Annotated in this window: 19 protein-coding genes and 2 pseudogenes; 19 read left to right on the top strand and 2 right to left on the bottom strand. The window is 40.8% G+C overall.

The window, feature by feature from the left end; genetic code table 11:
• Positions 1-111: 111 nt before the first annotated feature.
• The 12 genes and pseudogenes from A7K50_RS01715 (at position 112) to ligD (ending at position 7,725) form a co-directional block, all read left to right on the top strand.
• Positions 112-720: a class I SAM-dependent methyltransferase gene (locus A7K50_RS01715; RefSeq protein WP_020492646.1), complete on the top strand. Its 609-nt coding sequence runs from the start codon at positions 112-114 to the stop codon at positions 718-720.
• Positions 721-765: 45 nt separating this feature from the next.
• The gene (locus A7K50_RS01710) at positions 766-1,167 is read left to right on the top strand and encodes a hypothetical protein (protein ID WP_034382451.1); all 402 of its coding nucleotides are present in this window, start codon (positions 766-768) and stop codon (positions 1,165-1,167) included.
• 108 nt (positions 1,168-1,275) lie between these two features.
• Positions 1,276-1,437, top strand: a pseudogene (locus tag A7K50_RS14275) (beta-ketoacyl-[acyl-carrier-protein] synthase II); the annotation flags it as partial.
• A 145-nt stretch (positions 1,438-1,582) separates the two neighbouring features.
• Positions 1,583-2,119, top strand: coding sequence for a putative immunity protein (locus tag A7K50_RS01700; protein ID WP_348980869.1), 537 nt, complete (start codon positions 1,583-1,585; stop codon positions 2,117-2,119).
• A 50-nt stretch (positions 2,120-2,169) separates the two neighbouring features.
• Positions 2,170-2,535 carry a hypothetical protein gene (locus A7K50_RS01695; protein ID WP_085958643.1) on the top strand — a complete coding sequence of 122 codons (366 nt, stop codon included), beginning with the start codon at positions 2,170-2,172 and terminating at the stop codon, positions 2,533-2,535.
• 315 nt (positions 2,536-2,850) lie between these two features.
• A complete protein-coding gene (locus tag A7K50_RS01690) occupies positions 2,851-3,183 on the top strand; it encodes a PadR family transcriptional regulator (RefSeq protein WP_020492648.1) in 333 nt (110 codons plus the stop codon).
• Positions 3,183-3,530 carry a DUF1048 domain-containing protein gene (locus tag A7K50_RS01685; RefSeq protein ID WP_020492649.1) on the top strand — a complete coding sequence of 116 codons (348 nt, stop codon included), beginning with the start codon at positions 3,183-3,185 and terminating at the stop codon, positions 3,528-3,530. Before A7K50_RS01690 ends, A7K50_RS01685 begins: the two co-directional genes overlap by 1 nt.
• Before the next feature lie 9 nt (positions 3,531-3,539).
• On the top strand, positions 3,540-3,914 hold the full coding sequence (locus tag A7K50_RS01680) for a DUF1048 domain-containing protein (protein ID WP_020492650.1): 375 nt from the start codon (positions 3,540-3,542) through the stop codon (positions 3,912-3,914).
• Positions 3,898-3,984 (top strand): annotated as a pseudogene (locus A7K50_RS14270) (ABC transporter ATP-binding protein); the annotation flags it as partial. The gene A7K50_RS01680 and the pseudogene A7K50_RS14270, both read left to right, overlap by 17 nt.
• A 605-nt stretch (positions 3,985-4,589) precedes the next feature.
• Complete coding sequence (locus A7K50_RS01670) at positions 4,590-5,048, top strand: hypothetical protein (protein WP_158582030.1); 459 nt, start codon at positions 4,590-4,592, stop codon at positions 5,046-5,048.
• Between the two features lie 124 nt (positions 5,049-5,172).
• Positions 5,173-5,301, top strand: coding sequence for a hypothetical protein (locus A7K50_RS14425; RefSeq protein WP_020492653.1), 129 nt, complete (start codon positions 5,173-5,175; stop codon positions 5,299-5,301).
• Positions 5,302-5,310: 9 nt separating this feature from the next.
• Positions 5,311-7,725 carry a DNA ligase D gene (ligD, locus tag A7K50_RS01660; RefSeq protein WP_026156554.1) on the top strand — a complete coding sequence of 805 codons (2,415 nt, stop codon included), beginning with the start codon at positions 5,311-5,313 and terminating at the stop codon, positions 7,723-7,725.
• 100 nt (positions 7,726-7,825) lie between these two features.
• Here the strand turns inward: ligD and A7K50_RS01655 are convergent, their stop codons facing one another.
• Positions 7,826-8,308 carry a hypothetical protein gene (locus tag A7K50_RS01655; protein ID WP_020492655.1) on the bottom strand — a complete coding sequence of 161 codons (483 nt, stop codon included), beginning with the start codon at positions 8,306-8,308 and terminating at the stop codon, positions 7,826-7,828.
• Between the two features lie 701 nt (positions 8,309-9,009).
• Positions 9,010-9,315: a YmaF family protein gene (locus A7K50_RS01650; RefSeq protein ID WP_083916801.1), complete on the bottom strand. Its 306-nt coding sequence runs from the start codon at positions 9,313-9,315 to the stop codon at positions 9,010-9,012.
• 523 nt (positions 9,316-9,838) lie between these two features.
• On the opposite strand from A7K50_RS01650, the gene A7K50_RS01645 reads away from it, so the two are divergent.
• The 7 genes from A7K50_RS01645 (at position 9,839) to pssE (ending at position 15,769) form a co-directional block, all read left to right on the top strand.
• Entirely contained in the window at positions 9,839-10,786 is a 948-nt protein-coding gene (locus A7K50_RS01645) for an LCP family protein (protein ID WP_083916802.1), read from the top strand.
• 42 nt (positions 10,787-10,828) lie between these two features.
• Complete coding sequence (locus tag A7K50_RS01640; protein ID WP_119774502.1) at positions 10,829-11,677, top strand: CpsB/CapC family capsule biosynthesis tyrosine phosphatase; 849 nt, start codon at positions 10,829-10,831, stop codon at positions 11,675-11,677.
• 165 nt (positions 11,678-11,842) lie between these two features.
• A complete protein-coding gene (locus tag A7K50_RS01635; protein ID WP_020492659.1) occupies positions 11,843-12,580 on the top strand; it encodes a Wzz/FepE/Etk N-terminal domain-containing protein in 738 nt (245 codons plus the stop codon).
• On the top strand, positions 12,553-13,212 hold the full coding sequence (locus A7K50_RS01630; RefSeq protein WP_020492660.1) for a CpsD/CapB family tyrosine-protein kinase: 660 nt from the start codon (positions 12,553-12,555) through the stop codon (positions 13,210-13,212). Before A7K50_RS01635 ends, A7K50_RS01630 begins: the two co-directional genes overlap by 28 nt.
• A gap of 212 nt (positions 13,213-13,424) precedes the next feature.
• On the top strand, positions 13,425-14,804 hold the full coding sequence (locus A7K50_RS01625) for a sugar transferase (RefSeq protein ID WP_020492661.1): 1,380 nt from the start codon (positions 13,425-13,427) through the stop codon (positions 14,802-14,804).
• A gap of 6 nt (positions 14,805-14,810) precedes the next feature.
• Positions 14,811-15,278: a PssD/Cps14F family polysaccharide biosynthesis glycosyltransferase gene (gene pssD / locus A7K50_RS01620; protein WP_034382459.1), complete on the top strand. Its 468-nt coding sequence runs from the start codon at positions 14,811-14,813 to the stop codon at positions 15,276-15,278.
• Positions 15,275-15,769: a PssE/Cps14G family polysaccharide biosynthesis glycosyltransferase gene (gene pssE, locus A7K50_RS01615; RefSeq protein WP_020492663.1), complete on the top strand. Its 495-nt coding sequence runs from the start codon at positions 15,275-15,277 to the stop codon at positions 15,767-15,769. The genes pssD and pssE overlap by 4 nt, the downstream gene beginning before the upstream one ends.

The raw sequence follows: 15,769 nt of genomic DNA, 5'->3' as shown, positions 1-15,769 counted from the left end.
GCTGGTACTGTTATTGCGAGCATTGGAAGAATAGATAAACTTCAAAACATTCGTGAGCAGTATGACTTGCTTCAAAAGTGCAGCACTGCTTGAACTAGAAAGGATTTGCATATGGAAAAAAAAGTATTCTTATTTAATAAAATTGCTGCTATTTATGGCCTTTTTTTTAATTGGCAAGTGAGGAACTACCGTCATGTTTTGAATAATATCAAAGAAGAGTTGGATTTTTCCACCTACCAAAGCATCATTGACATAGGATGCGGAACAGGAGCACTATGCAAGGTGCTCCTGGAATATGGTGTGGAGGTGACTGGGCTCGATCCCGCCGAAGCCATGCTCGCCATTGCTGCTAAAAAGACCGGGATAACAAAACCGTTTGGACCGAGTATTCGGTTTATTCATGGCGACGTGCTTAAGGGGTTGCCTTTTAGAGATCAAAGTTTTGATCTGGCCATCACATCTTACGTGGCTCACGGGCTTATGCTAAAGGAGAGGATAACCCTCTATAATGAGATGAAAAGAATTGCCAAGTATACCGCTATTTTGTTTGACTATAACGAACACCGTTCATTGATTACCGACATTGCGGAATGGCTGGAAGGGGGAGACTATTTCAGCTTCATCAAGAACATAAAAGATGAATTGATGAATCAGTTTGGCAATCTTAAAGTCATAAATACTGGCAAGCGTTCTGCAATGTATATTTGTAAAATTGAATAAGAATCTTATGTAAGGGTAAGATAACTCCTAAAAGGAGTGTCTAATATGTACTGGAAATATTCCCTTGGATTTTTGATTGCTTCCCTTGTTCAAGCTGCAATAATTGCGGCATCAGAATTCCTTGGTATTTCTACTCTTGGTGCAAAAATAACTTTTGGACAACTAATTATCCATATTCTTGCTGGGCAGGCTGTTGGATTTTTACTAATGGTTATAATGCAAGTCATAAAGAGTATAGCTAAAATGAATTTTTGGTTGCTTGGTTGTATTTACGGGGCTATTGTTTGGGTAATATTAGTTTCAATCAATTCTGCACAGGGCACTATTAATGCCCCCTGGACACAAGGAACATCTACAATAATAGCAAGTCTGCTAGCATTTTTTGTTTATGGAATATCTGTAACTTACACCATTAAAAAATACGAAGTACTAGGCGTTAAGGATTGATGCACTTTGTCTCGATAACAGGAAAAAGAAAATAACAATAAAAACAAAGCAAGGCACCCTACATTTAAATTCTCGTAGAGTGCCCCGTTCGTTTTTAAGCTTATTCATGTTGTCGCCCCTACGATCAATCTGACCACCCCGGATGAGGAATGCGATCTGGATTACGTGCCCGATAAGGCAATCAGACATGAAGTAAATTATGCTATTTCAAACGGTTTTGGATTTGGTGGACATAATGCTTCACTGCTCTTTAAAAAGTATCATTTTTAAAAAGCATATCTATGAAAACATCAAATTAGAGAAGGGATTTCACGTTGTGCCAAAAAAGATAATATGTTGGCAATTTTGCGGATGCTAATTCAGGAGTAAAAATCACTGCAAAACAGATTTCAGAAAAGGACAGAAAACAAGGAGGATGAGTATGCCAAAATTACGAAAAATGCTAAGCAACTGGGAGGCACCATATATTCAGTCGCTTATGAAATTAATTGAAACCCAGAGCAAGGCAACCCTTGCGACTTGGGCGCTTGATTATTCCGAGCGTGTTATAGTGCCGCTGTGGAGCAAGAACTATCCGGATGACTTTCGTCCGCAAAATGCTTTAAATGCTGCCCGCAAGTGGCTGTCAGGTAGCATCAAACTGCCCCAGGCGAAATCGGCAATCCTTGAGTGTCATGCAGCTGCTCGTGAAGCAGACGGAAATCCTGTTGCACAGGCAGCGGCGAGGACAATAGGCCAATGCGCATCGACCATTCATTCAGCACGGCATTGTATCGGGCTTGCTTTTTATGGAGCGATAGCGGTCGCTTATGATCAGCTTGGGACAATTGTGCCGTGGGGACAAATCGAGCAATGTGCTGCTGAAGAGTGCGAACGTATGGAAGCTGCCCTGCGTGCCGTTGCCGTGGAGAACGAGCCAAACCCGGCAAAGATCGATTGGAAATGCGATTAAGACCCATCGCAGGCCGGGGCATTCATGTTAAAATGATCGGGGGTGACGTTATAGTGAGTTACACAAAGGAGGAATTGGAAGAAGCTCTACAAATTGTATCTTCAACTATCAGCAGGTGTGAAAAAACACAGCCAAAATTTGCGGTGGGTACCTCTCAGCACACTCTCCTTAAGAACAGGATAAAAGCATTATGCATTTCAAAATTATTGATAACACATGAAAATGTTATTGACAAATATACAAAAGAAGAATTGATCAAAGCATTACACCCCGTATCTTCAATTATTAGCAAATGCAAAAAAGCACAGCTTAAATTTGAGGAGCGCACCTCTCACCATACCCGCTTCATGAAAATGATAAAAGCAATGTATATTTCAAAATCATTGATAACAGATGAAATTAGTAAAATAGGTTAAATTCCAGTTTGCTCATAATAAAACAAGGCACCTACGTTTAATTTCGTAGAGTGCCTTGGTAGTTTTTGCCCTAATTCACTCCACATCCGCCGCCATGCCGGACTTAAATTCCACGGTGTTTGTCCTAATTAGACTGATGTCATTCCTATACAAAACAATACCGAGTACTGTTTTCGTAATCAAAAAGAAATGAATACACACATTACTTTGGAAGATATTTTGGTTCTTAAAAACTTATTGATAACCATGCTATCATGTGATACTATATACCAGTAGTAAGTAGTACTTTATTCCGATTATACAGAATAGTAAGAGGTGATTTTTCTGGAAAACCTAACGGAAATGCTCAAAGGGGTGCTTGAAGGCTGCGTCCTTGAAATCATCAGCAGAGGGGAAACCTACGGATACGAAATTACGCGGCGGCTGAACGCTCTCGGATTTTCGGACGTCGTGGATGGAACAGTATATACCATCTTGGTGCGGCTTGAGAAAAAAAGGTTGGTGGGAATTACCAAAAAACCATCCGACATGGGGCCTCCGCGAAAGTTTTTTGCGCTCAACGATGCGGGACGTGAGGAACTGCAAAAGTTCTGGGAAAAGTGGGAGTTCGTATCATCAAAAATTAACGAGTTAAAGGAGAGGAAATAATGAATTTTTGGGAAAAGATCACAGGCAGCGACATGACTAAAGAAATGAAAATTTTTGAATTGCGAGCCGAAAAGCTGCCTGATGATTATCAAGCGGCATGGAAAAAAATCAAGCCCAATCTTTGGCCGCACTCAGATTTCACCGGTCGCAACCTCATGCCAATTCTTGACGGTGTGCTTGGCCTGCTTGAAGAAACAGCGGCGGACGGTCAGAGTGTCCAAGAGGTTTTGGGTGACGATATCAAAGGATTCTGTTCAGCGCTGGCCGGCGAAGAAGGGGCAAAGTCTTATCGTGACAAGTGGCGCAAGCAACTCAACAACAATATCGCTAAAAAATTAGTTAAATAGGAGGATAATATGAGAATACAAAATATCATCGAAGGCAAAAAAGAGTGGCGAGCGCACGTGGCGCGTGTCAAAGAACTCCCGCAAGATTATCAGATTGTTTATAAAGAGATCCAAAAATATTTCTTTAAGGTCGGCCCTGTTGAGCTAACCGAAGGAACGAGTCTGCTCTCGGGGATTGTTGATCTTTTTGAAGAGGGCGCAGCCTTGGGAAAAGGCGTGCTCGAAGTGACGGGCAGTGACGTAGCGGCTTTCTGTGATGATCTAATCAAAGATTCAAAAACTTACGCTGACATCTATCAAGAATCTGTTAACCAAGAAGTTAACAAGGCTATGAAAAAGGTTACGGATAAAAAAGGGGGATATCGGGATAGAAAAAGCAATTGAAGTGAAAGGGCTGCAAAAGTCCTACAAGAAACTTTATGTTCTAAAGGGTGTGGATTTCGAGGTAGAAAAAGAAAGCAGGGGGACGGTTCATCTGCTTGCAATTACCTCATCGTTATGATAGGACGACATTTTCTACTAGTTTCTGACATTCGTGGTAAAGAAGATTTTTGCTGAAGAGTAGGTTCTGTTGAGAAGTCTGCTAAGGGACTGGCAGATCTGCTGACAGAGCCAATTTGTGGAGAAAAGACAGAAAAATATTTTGATAGAGGTACGGTTGAGAGAAAGTCCTCGTCACTTTCGTACAATCTTGAAAATGCACAAACAAAAAAAGAAAAACAACGGTGAGATGAACATTTTCTATATTGAAAATAACCATCCGCCCTTTCAGCTTCTTAAGAAAAAGGTAAGGATCTAAAATAATTTCTTTATTGTCCGAGCTTTTTCCGTCCGTTTTCACTCTTGAATAATTATACTATTCAAATCAACCTATCTGGCAAGATCAATGAGAGTAATTTATGAGTAATTGGATCGTTTGCAGGAGATGCTAATAATTGTAATAAAGCTAAATCTTTAAGGGTGCAGATAATGAGAATACCTATAATATCTTTGATATTATTCTCAACCTTAATCTTAATTACTGTAAGAAGTTTTTTGGCCCGAAAACATCTTAAAATTTTGCTGGGACTTATTATTACCTATATTGGCTTCTTATTTTTTATTTGGCTGGAAAATAAGTTTGGGTTTGAAATATATGATTTTGTCCTAATACTTGTGACCATAACCATCTTTGCTCATTTTTATTTTGGGGAGAATCTTCGGCTCTACTATAAGACAAAGTATTTTGACCGATACCTGCATCTTTTTGGAACAATGGCATTTACATTATGTCTCTATTTGATTATTATCAGGACATTAAAACCGGTCATGTCTCCAAACAGCGTTATTTTTGTTTTCGTAGTAGCTTTAGGAGCTCTTATCGGTGTTATTTTCGAGCTTTGTGAATTTACAGCGGATATGATATTTAAAACGAAAAAACAAAGAGGGTTAATTGACACCGATGTTGATTTAATATTTGATATTATCGGGGCGACATTAGCGGGTAGTTTTGTATTATACTTTCCAAAATTATTTTGAGTTGTTAAGTTCATCTAAGGGATATATCCGAGCAAGAACTGAATATGGCCAAAACGCTGATCAATTCCATGGACACACTCTTTGACGTCGCAAAATACAAAGACGAATACCGAAGGAACTCCGCATGCTCATCGAAACAAGAATTTCCGGCAAGGAGGTCATCGCTGCGGAGGCCGGCAATACCGGCAAAGCCATTGACCTTATGGAGGCCCTTAAGGTCAGCGTTGAGAAGGCCAAAAAAAAAAGGAATTAGCGTAATTGTATGTCTGGTCAACTCAGTGAATACAACCAAAAAAGAAACTTTGCAAGAACGCTGGAACCGGAAGGCAAAACAGAAAATTCAGAAGAGCATCTAAGATTTGTCGTCCAACACCATATGGCCCGTAGGGACCACTATGATTTGCGTCTGGAATGGAACGGTGCTCTTTTGAGCTGGGCGGTGCCCAAGGGTCCATCCTACGATACGCATGATAAGAGGCTTGCTGTACAGGTGGAGGATCACCCTCTTGAATACAGGAACTTTGAGGGGACGATTCCCAAAGGGGAATATGGCGGCGGAGTGGTCATGCTCTGGGATGAAGGTTTATGGGAACCGCATGTAAATGTGGATGAAGGGCTTCGACAAGGCGGGTTGAAATTTGTACTAAACGGAAGACGGCTGAAGGGAAAATGGGCTTTGGTTCGTTTGAAAGAGAAGGCCGGTGAGGCCAAGGTTAACTGGCTTTTACTCAAAGAAAAAGATGAATACGCCAAAACCGACACCGGGATTTCTGGATTTACCACCAGCATCACGACTGGACGCACGATGGCGGAAATTGAGGCTGGTGAAGAGGGTAAAATCACCAGGAACCCCTTCAATAGAGCGGACGAGCAGCTCGCTAAATTGGTAAATACGGTTCCCAGTGGCGAGGATTGGCTCTATGAGTTGAAATATGACGGCTATCGGATTCTGGCGTTTGTGGAAGATAACAGCGTCCGTCTGATTACCAGGAAAGGCCATGATTATACAAAGCGGTTTCAGAATGTCGCGACTTCTCTCATCAATTTGGCTGCCGGAAGGGCGATGATTCTGGATGGCGAAATGACAATTACGGACGCATCGGGCAAGACCGATTTTCAGGCTCTGCAGAATTATATGAAAAATCCCAAGGCTCAAAACCTGACATATATTGTCTTTGATCTGCTTGCGCTGGATGGTGCTGATCTTCGGGGAAACCGCTTGATTGATAGAAAAGAAGCGCTTGAAGCTTTGATGAAGGATGCACCAAAAGGCCTCTACTATAGCCGGCATGTCAAAGGAAACGGAAAGGAAAGTTTTATTGCAGCCTGTGAGGCAGGTATGGAGGGAATAGTCGGCAAAAAATATGATTCTGTCTACAGCGGGACGAGGAATGGTGACTGGATCAAACTGAAGTGCGATAAAAGGCAAGAATTCGTCATTGGAGGATATACGCTTTCGGACAAAAAAACAGGCGGAGTAAGTTCTCTTCTCCTTGGGGTCTATGAAGGTGAGGATCTAGTCTATGCCGGACGCGCCGGAACGGGTTTAAGCGAACGCAATATGAAAGAGCTCGAGGAAAGATTCCTAAGCTTAAATAAGGCGGAATCGCCTTTTAAACTTGCGCCGAAGCCAAGGGCAAATGAAAAAATAACCTGGATTGAGCCCGAACTGGTTGCAGAAATCAAATTTGCCGAATGGACCGAGGATAATCTGTTAAGGCAGGCAAGCTTTAAAGGCTTGCGGACGGATAAGAATCCCAGAGATATAAAGAGGGAATCACCCATCAAGGAATTGGAGAGGTCAATGGAAGCAAACGGTGGCGGTATTATCATCGGAGGAATAAAGATTACAAACCCGGATAAATTGATGTTTGACGACCCTGAAATCACCAAAGCGGATATAATCCGGTATTACGAAAAGGTGTCAGAGCGCATGCTGCCGTATGTTGCGCACAGGATCCTCAGTATTGTGCGCTGTCCCAAGGGAATATCGCAGACATGCTTCTACAAGAAACATCCCGGCTCGGACAGCAAGGGAGTTGTTACAATGCCCGTCCCCACCGGTAATGGAAAAACCGAAGCCTATTTTTATATTGAGAACGTATCCGGGCTTTTATCCCAAGCCCAGATGGGCACACTGGAATTTCATACCTGGGGAAGCCGAGTCGACGAACTTGAAAAGCCAGATATGATGGTATTTGATCTGGATCCGGATGAAGGAATGGATCTAAGCAGGGTGCGTCAGGGGGTACGGAACATCAGAAGTATTCTTGCCGAGCTTTCGTTGAACGCATATCTCAAAACCAGCGGAGGTAAAGGCTATCATGTGGTCGTCCCGTTAAAACCTTCTGCTTCCTGGGAGGCATTTCGTGATTTTGCAAAGCGCGTTGCCGAAGTGATGGAGCAAAAATGGCCTGACCGCTATACCAGCAATGTCAGAAAGGCTAAGCGAACTAATAAAATATTTATCGACTGGATTCGAAACGGAAGAGGCGCTACTAGTATTTCCCCCTATTCCTTGAGAGCGAGAAAAGGGGCCAAGGTGTCTATGCCTATTGCGTGGGACGAACTTGACACAATTGCCCCCGATGGCATCAATATCGTGGATGCGCTTTTGAGAATTGACGGCAATGACCCTTGGAAAGATTTTTTTCAGAATGATCAGAAGCTAATGTAACAGGTAAAAAAACACTTATATAATTTGAACTATAAAAAGGAGTCCGGCAAAAGTAAATACCGAACCCCTTTCTGTGACCAAGTATATTTTTATAAGTTAATTAATGGCTCTGACCAAGCATATTTTGTTGAGATTGTCCAGACGGTTGACCCTGTTGCTGACCGGAAATCATATTTTGGCTCTGTTGAGTCATTTGGTGCAGCTGTGTCTGTGTTTGATCAATAAGGCTGCTCATCTGTTCAAGGACCTGATGAGCTTGAATCTGTTGGTTAGCCTGTGATAAAGCATTCATTGCATTCTGAATAGCTTGACGTAATTGTTGATCAGCCTGTTGTTTCTGTTGCTGGGTTTGATTTCTGAAGTTCTGAATTTGTTGTTGCAATTGACTGGTAGCCTGCTGGCTTTGCTGAATAATTTGATTATTAGGAGCACTTTGCCCACTGATGTTACCAAAAGGAAACTGCTTTAGTTGATTCATAGTATTTTCTATTTCAGTTATTTGACTTCTTAAACCGCCGATTTCTTCGCTTACCTCCATATCCTTTTTTGCTAATTCTAAGAGATTCTTGTTTTTTTCATCCATTACTATTTGACCTCCAAAATTATAATTGAACAAATATATTTTTTACATATAAATAAATATTTATGTAAAAATGATATCCCGGAGAAAGAATCAGAGTCTAGTAAAAGCTCTGTCATGTAAAAATCAAAATATATCAAAAAAGGTCTCCCGGCATAGGGGGCCAAATTTTTTACTGGAATAAGACGCACAAGAGTAAACCCAAAAGAGCAAATGAATGCTAAATGAAAAGTGAGATATCATGCTCTTTTTTAACGGATTATCTTAATAACACATATAATAGGCATATGGAAATATAAGGCAAGAGGGAGGTTTAATAATGTTTTTCTTTCCGTTATTTGCAGGTTTCGCACTTGGAAGGTTATGGAGACGTAGTTATTGGTACTAATCTTATTTTCTGTTACAGGCTAAGGACAGTTATCCTTAGCCCGAACATAGTAGATATTGATTAAGTATAATAATAGGCAAAGAAAATGAAACCTGTTAAATTGCCAATCGATTAATAGTAAAAACAGAGTACTTATTTTGAATAGGTTCCTTGCCCCAGATTCCATCAAAAAGATCACAGGTGATTTCCTGAATCCTATTTGTGGATCGGTAGGAGTAGACCTTTGCGGTATTTGTTCACATCAAAGGTCTTTTTGACTTTGGGAGGAAAATGTGTAAATTAACCAGAAAGTATAAACTTTCTGGCATAAGTTAATTTAGAAGAGCCAGGAGTATTTTTCATTTCCCGTTAAGGAATTGTAATTGTGGGTATGGCCATCTTCAAATGAAGTAGTACCGTGGTACTGATGAGTATGGCCACCGCCGGGTAATGGTATTACGGGACCGGTAGTCCTGGAGAAATAGTGGACATGAACATGGTCAACGGTTGTTACCCCATTATAAGAATGGACATGAGAACTGCCGTAAGGTATATCATATCCTGTTATACCGTACATTCGATGGGAATGTCCAAAATCAAAAGTGGTTTCATTATAAAAGTCGTGAACGTGAGGTTTTTCCATTATTCTTACATTTAACTCCTTTCCATGGAAATCATATCCAATACAGGTATATGATTTATCTTTTATTCTTGTTAATGATTATTCAAAATACTTGATATACAAGTTCAATTATCCATTATTTAAATCAATGGATAATCAAGCTTTTGCATATTTTAAATTGAACTAGAAAATTCTAATATTACCGTGTTAATCCTTGGGCTTGCGCTATATTGGACACCTACATCGCTCAACACTCTCCTTGGAAAATATAAACGACACCTCGGGGACGGGGACGGGACAGAACCCTAGTGAGGCCGTCAGGCCTCTCTTGTGCCTTTTTTTGTCTCTTCCTTTCTTGAAGAACACGTAGTTGTATGAAAGTCCGTCTGACAGAACGCAAAAAATTAGATGGACAAAAAGCCATATTCCTTAAAAGGCTGCTAAATCCATTGGCAGTGCTTTTTTCTTTTTTGTTACAATGGAATATTTTTGGAGAGTCTGGCTTAGAATGGAATAAGTTGTTTGAACTTAGGAGTGGGGCCAGATGAAAAAGGCAATTGTAATATCATGCTTACTTCTGATGATTATCGGTATTATAGGAGCAGGAGCTTATTATTGGGAATGGAATACACTTCACCATGCGGGGGTTATTTCTGAACCGGCAAATTCATTAATGAGTGCGAATGACAAAAAAGACCAGACTCAAAAAGCGAACAGCCAAGTGAATATACTTGTTTTGGGAACAGATAATAGAGGGAATGAAGTTGCGCGTTCGGATTTATTAATGTTCGTTACAGCCAATGTGGATACGCATCACGTAGCTATGATTTCAATCCCGCGCGACACGCGTGTAAATCTTCCGAATGTGGGATTAACTAAGATCAATCATGCCAATGCGGTAGGTGAAGAGCAGGGGGGAGTCCGTGAAGGAACACTGGAAAGTGTTAAAGCGGTAAGTAATTTGCTTGGTGTGCCGATTAATTATTATGTAAAAATTGACTTCCAAGGTTTTAAAAAAGCCGTTGATGCAGTGGGAGGGATTGAGGTTAATCTTCCTAACGCAGTAAATGATGATCTTCGCGGGATTCATTTATCTGCCGGAATAAACCATCTGTCAGGAGATCAAGCGCTACGGTTATCCAGGGCAAGATATGGTTTACCTAATGGAGATTTTGATCGGCAGTGCAATCAGTTTTATCTTCTTTCTACTTTGGCCAATACGATGCTTAACCTCTCAAATATTTCGAAACTGTCGGAGACTATTCATATAGTCTACCAAGATTTAATCGATACAAATATGTCTGCTGCAGAGATGGCTGCCATGGGACTAAACTTCAAGGGGATTACAGAGAATGAAATACAATATTATCAACTTCCCGGCAAGGGAATTTCAGCCCAAGATCCCCTTGTCGGTGCAGTAGTTTATTATTATGAACCTGATCTAAATGGTGTTCAGAAAGTGGTAGAGCAAGCGCTTGCTAATGCTCAATGATTTTTAGCGCAAAAGTTTTTAAGCTAGAAAGGAGAGAAGTTTTTGATTGATGTCCACTGTCATCTCCTGCCGGGAATTGATGACGGAGCAAAGGGAATGGATGAGTCGTTGATTTTAGCCCGTCAACTGAGCAAGGTAGGCTTTCAGAAGGTTATTGCAACTCCACATGTACTTGAGGGACGTAGATTCCTGGATCCCAAGGTTATCCGAGAGGCGACAGTCCGTTTGAACCTTGAATTGGAACGGGAGGGTATCCCTATAGAAGTACTCCCTGGAGCTGAAAATTATATTTTTCCAGAATTACCTCGATATCTCAAGGAAAATAAAATTCTTACTATGGCCGATAGTCATAAATATCTTCTTTTTGAACTCCCGATTCAGGTACTGCCCAGTTATACGGAACAAGTGATCTTTGAATTACAAGTGCAAGGAATTGTTCCCGTATTGGCGCATCCTGAACGCTACGGCTATTTAGCCGAAGCAACAGAACTTCTGGTAAAGTGGAAAAACAATGGGGTTCTTCTGCAAGTGGATTTGCGAAGTTTGGAAGGACTTTTCGGCCGGGGACCACTTAAGTTAGCCAACTGGTTACTGGAAAATGGCTTGGTACAACTGATCGGGACAGATGCCCATTTTGCATATCATCATGAGGACAGGTATAAAAAAGCACTCCTGTACTTTTCCCAGAGAGTTGGGCCCCAGTACTTTGAGCGTTACTTTAAGACGAATCCTCAGGCTATTTTAGGAGGTGAAGGATTGGAGATCCTGAATAAGGAACAAACAATGACTCCCTTTCGTAATAAAGGAAAAGGCTGGGGATTCAAGGCAAATGCGGGAGAAAAAATACGCAGTTTCTTTGCCAGCGGTAGCAATGAGGGATCTTCTCGATAAGTAAAAACCTAGATTCAGCATCTTAATACAGGGAGCCTAAAGTGAAGTAATTAAAAAATACAGAGAATAAAAGGAACGGGACAGGCATAACTAATAACAGACAACAAATAACAAATAACTATTAAGTGTATTTCTTGGTTGTTTTGACATTATGAGGAGGAAAGAATGGAACAGGAAATCGACCTGAGAAAAATTTGGGAAGTCATTAAAAAACGCTGGTTGATCCTCGTCGCCATTCCCCTCTCGGCGGCTTTGATCAGCGGCGGGATTAGTTTTTATGTACTCAAGCCGGTCTATCAATCCTCAACTACTCTCATCGTGGGCAAGAAAGCTATCGATTTAGAGGAACAGTCTGCCAGACAGCTTTTGGAAAATAATGTCCTAGAGGCTAATAGGCAGCTTGCAAAGACCTATGGCGAAATCGCCAAGAGCCGAACTGTAAGGGAACAGGTCATCATCGAGCTCAATTTAGGATTAAGCGAAGACGAATTGAATTCAAATATTAGCGTTAGTCAAATTAATGAGACAGAAATCCTTCAGATCACTGTCTCAGATACAAACCCTCAATTAGCTGCAGATATCGCCAATAGCGTAGCGCGGAAGTTCGAAGCGGCAGTCATGGAGATCAAAAAAGTCGATTCAGTCAGCATTGTCGACAAAGCCGTGGCCCCCATTGCTCCAGTCAAGCCGGACAAGATCGTGAATATTCTCATCGCCTTTATAGCAGGTTTTATAGGAGCCCTCGGGCTATCCCTTTTGCTCGAATATCTGAACAACACGATCAGCAGCAGTAAGGAAGCAGAAGAACTCCTGGGGCTGTCGGTGTTGGGAGTTATACTCGATTATCGGTATGACAAAATTAGAAAGGAGAGACCATGCGAGAATATAATCTCAGAACCTTAGACAATCCTAAATCCCTGACAGCGGAAGCCTATCGCACCCTACGTACGAACATCCAGTTTGCCAATGCCGATAAAGTAATCAGGCGTATCCTCTTTACTAGCGCTGGATCCGAGGAAGGTAAATCATCCATCGTAGCAAATCTTGCAGTCAGCATGTCCCAAGCCGGAAAAAACGTCATCATTATTGATGCTGACTTGCGTAATCCGTCACAGCACAAGATCTTCGGGCTATCTAATCTGTTGGGGCTAACTATCACCTTGGCAGAAGATGTACCCGTTTCTGATTTTATCGTTAAAACTCCACACGAAGGATTAGATATCCTGACATCCGGTCCAATCCCCCCGAATCCTGCCGAGCTTCTAGATTCCCGGCGTATGAAACACATTTTGAATGAAATAACCCAAACCTATGATTTCGTGCTTATCGATTCCCCGCCAGTCATTCCCGTTACAGACGCTTCAATTCTAGCCCAGTTGGTAGATGGTGTCGTCCTTGTCTTGGCTGCACGGGAAGTTAAGCGGGAATATGCCCTGCGCGCCAAAGAACAGCTCGAGAAAGTAGGAGCTAAAATCCTTGGTACCATATTGAATAAAGCCAAGGTGCAATCCAAGAAGCAAAATTATTATTACTAAAAGAATTAAAAAACACTTCGTGTATGAGATGCGATGGATAAAAGCGCATAAAGATTCATTGTTGCTAAGCCTTTAGGTCTAGTTTTTTTTTGTTTTTCTGACAAAAGGACATCCTTGATGATAAATGCCGAAAAAAATTGGAAATTCATTGGAATTAACAGCTTGAATTTTGAATAATCTTTAGGAATAAGAGGTGTGGAAGGAGCGAGGAGATGTTAAGGGAAAAAAATGGGATCATTGAGCCCATTTCATTGTTGATAGACCTTTTCCTAATAGGTATTGGTTTTTACCTCATTATCAAGCTCGCTATCAATTCGGATTATATTCCGCTAAAGTATTTTCTGATTTTCCTGTCTTATATTCTTTTTTGGACTTTAAACTCTAATGTAATGAGAGTATATGAATCGAGACGCTTTATGTCTTTTGAACAGGAACTATTGAAAATATTTAAATCACATTTTCTCTCCTTTATATTGACAATCTCTTTTTTAATTTTATTTGATCCGAAATTCATAGGTGACCGTTTTATTTTTTATTTTGTAGCCATCGCTTTAGGACTGACCTTCAGCGTTCATATCCTGATTCGGCTGATTTTGCAATACGGGAGACGATCGGGATATAACACCAAGTACAGTTTAATTTTAGGAAGCGGTATTGCTGCTAAAACATATCTAGAAAAAGTTAAAAACAATCCTCAATTGGGCTATAAAATTATTGGTTATTTAGCGCCCCAAAGAAATGGTCTGGAGATACCTTATTTAGGAACTTACTCTCAGTTAGAATCAGTTATGAATCTTCATATCGTGGATACGACGGTTGTGACAGCGTCAGTCACTGAAGAAGGAATTGAGGAGAATCTTGCATTACTCGATATGATGGGGAAAAATGTCGTGATTATGGTCGATGATATGGTAGCCAAAGTTGCCAGTAGCAGATCTTTAGATTTTGGTGGGCTTTCGATGGTTGCCTTCGATAGTCATCCAAGAAATCCTTGGCAAGAGATGGGTAAACAATTCTTCGATTTCGGAGTAACCTTGGTAATCTTATTATTGATCAGCCCACTCATGTTAGCCATAACCCTGGCAATTAAAATTTCCTCAAACGGTCCGGTCATTTTCTCTCAGGAACGGGTTGGTCTTAATGGACGCATTTTCAAGATGTATAAATTCAGATCGATGGTCGTGAATGCGGAAGCGTTAAAAGCAGAGCTTGCTGACCAGAACGAAATGAGCGGCCCTGTTTTTAAGATTAAAAATGATCCCCGAGTAACAACAGTAGGAAAATTTCTTAGAAAGACTAGTTTAGATGAATTGCCGCAATTATGGAACGTTCTTAAGCAGGATATGAGTTTGGTTGGACCAAGGCCGCCACTTCCGAGTGAAGTAAATATGTATGATCCGAAGCATCGAAAAAGATTAGCGGTAAGGCCGGGAATTACCTGTATTTGGCAGATTAGTGGGCGAAATCATGTCGACTTTAATCAGTGGATGGATATGGATGCTGAGTATGTCGACAGGTGGACGTTTTGGTTGGATATGGTGATCTTAGCAAAGACGGTGCCGGTGGTTTTAATGAGGAAAGGTGCGTGTTAGGTGAACATGAAAGATATAAGAGTAAAACGTCCTAAATTATGTTTGGTCTCGTCTTCAGGGGGGCATTGGGAACAGTTGAAGAGATTACAGCCTCTGCTAGATAAATACGATGGCTTTTATGTTTCTGAGAAGACGATTTTTGAGTGTGATGCTAAGTACCTGATGTATCAAACTGATTTAAAGGATAAGTTTATGATCCCCAAAATGATCGCCAATAGCTTAATGGTTCTTTTCATATGGATAAAAGAAAAACCCGACTTTGTAATTACCACTGGGACAATCGTAGCTTATCCTTTTTATTTTTTATCTCGGGTTAGTAAAAAAAAATTTGTCTTTATTGAGACATTTGCCCGGGCAAAAATGCCTACTCAAGCAGGTCTTAAGATGCATAAGCACACAGATCTTTTCATTGTACAATGGGAGTCCCAAAAGCAGTTTTATGATAATGCTGTTTACGGGGGGTGCCTATATTGATTTTCGTTTGTGTGGGTTCAAGGCACTATCCTTTTGACAGGTTGTTTAAAAAGTTAGACGAGCTCATCGAACAAGGCCTGATAGATGAAGAAATTTTTGCTCAAATAGGCACGTCCAAATATATTCCAAGACACTTTGCCTATAAAGATTTCTTAAATCGTGATGAGTTTGAATCAAAGATTGATGAGGCCCAAATCGTAATTTCTCACGGAGCTACGGGTTCATTTATACAAGCATTAAATAAAGGCAAACAAGTAATAGGCGTGACAAGATTAGCAAGGTATGGGGAGCATATCGATGATCATCAAATACAAACCAATGAAGCTTTTGCAGAAAATAAATATATATTAGCTGTCTTCGAAATAGATGAATTATATGATGCCATTAAATCTTATAAAGATGGAACTGCTGATGTGGTAAAATGGGAAAATTTAAATCCAAACGCGATTATCGATTTGATTGACGGATTTATTCAGGAAAACTTGAAGTGA

The sequence above is a fragment of the Dehalobacter sp. MCB1 genome (assembly GCF_003590275.1).
Taxonomy (GTDB): domain Bacteria; phylum Bacillota; class Desulfitobacteriia; order Desulfitobacteriales; family Syntrophobotulaceae; genus Dehalobacter.
The sequence above is the reverse complement of the archived record's forward strand: the minus strand, read 5'-3'. Positions and strand labels throughout refer to the sequence as shown.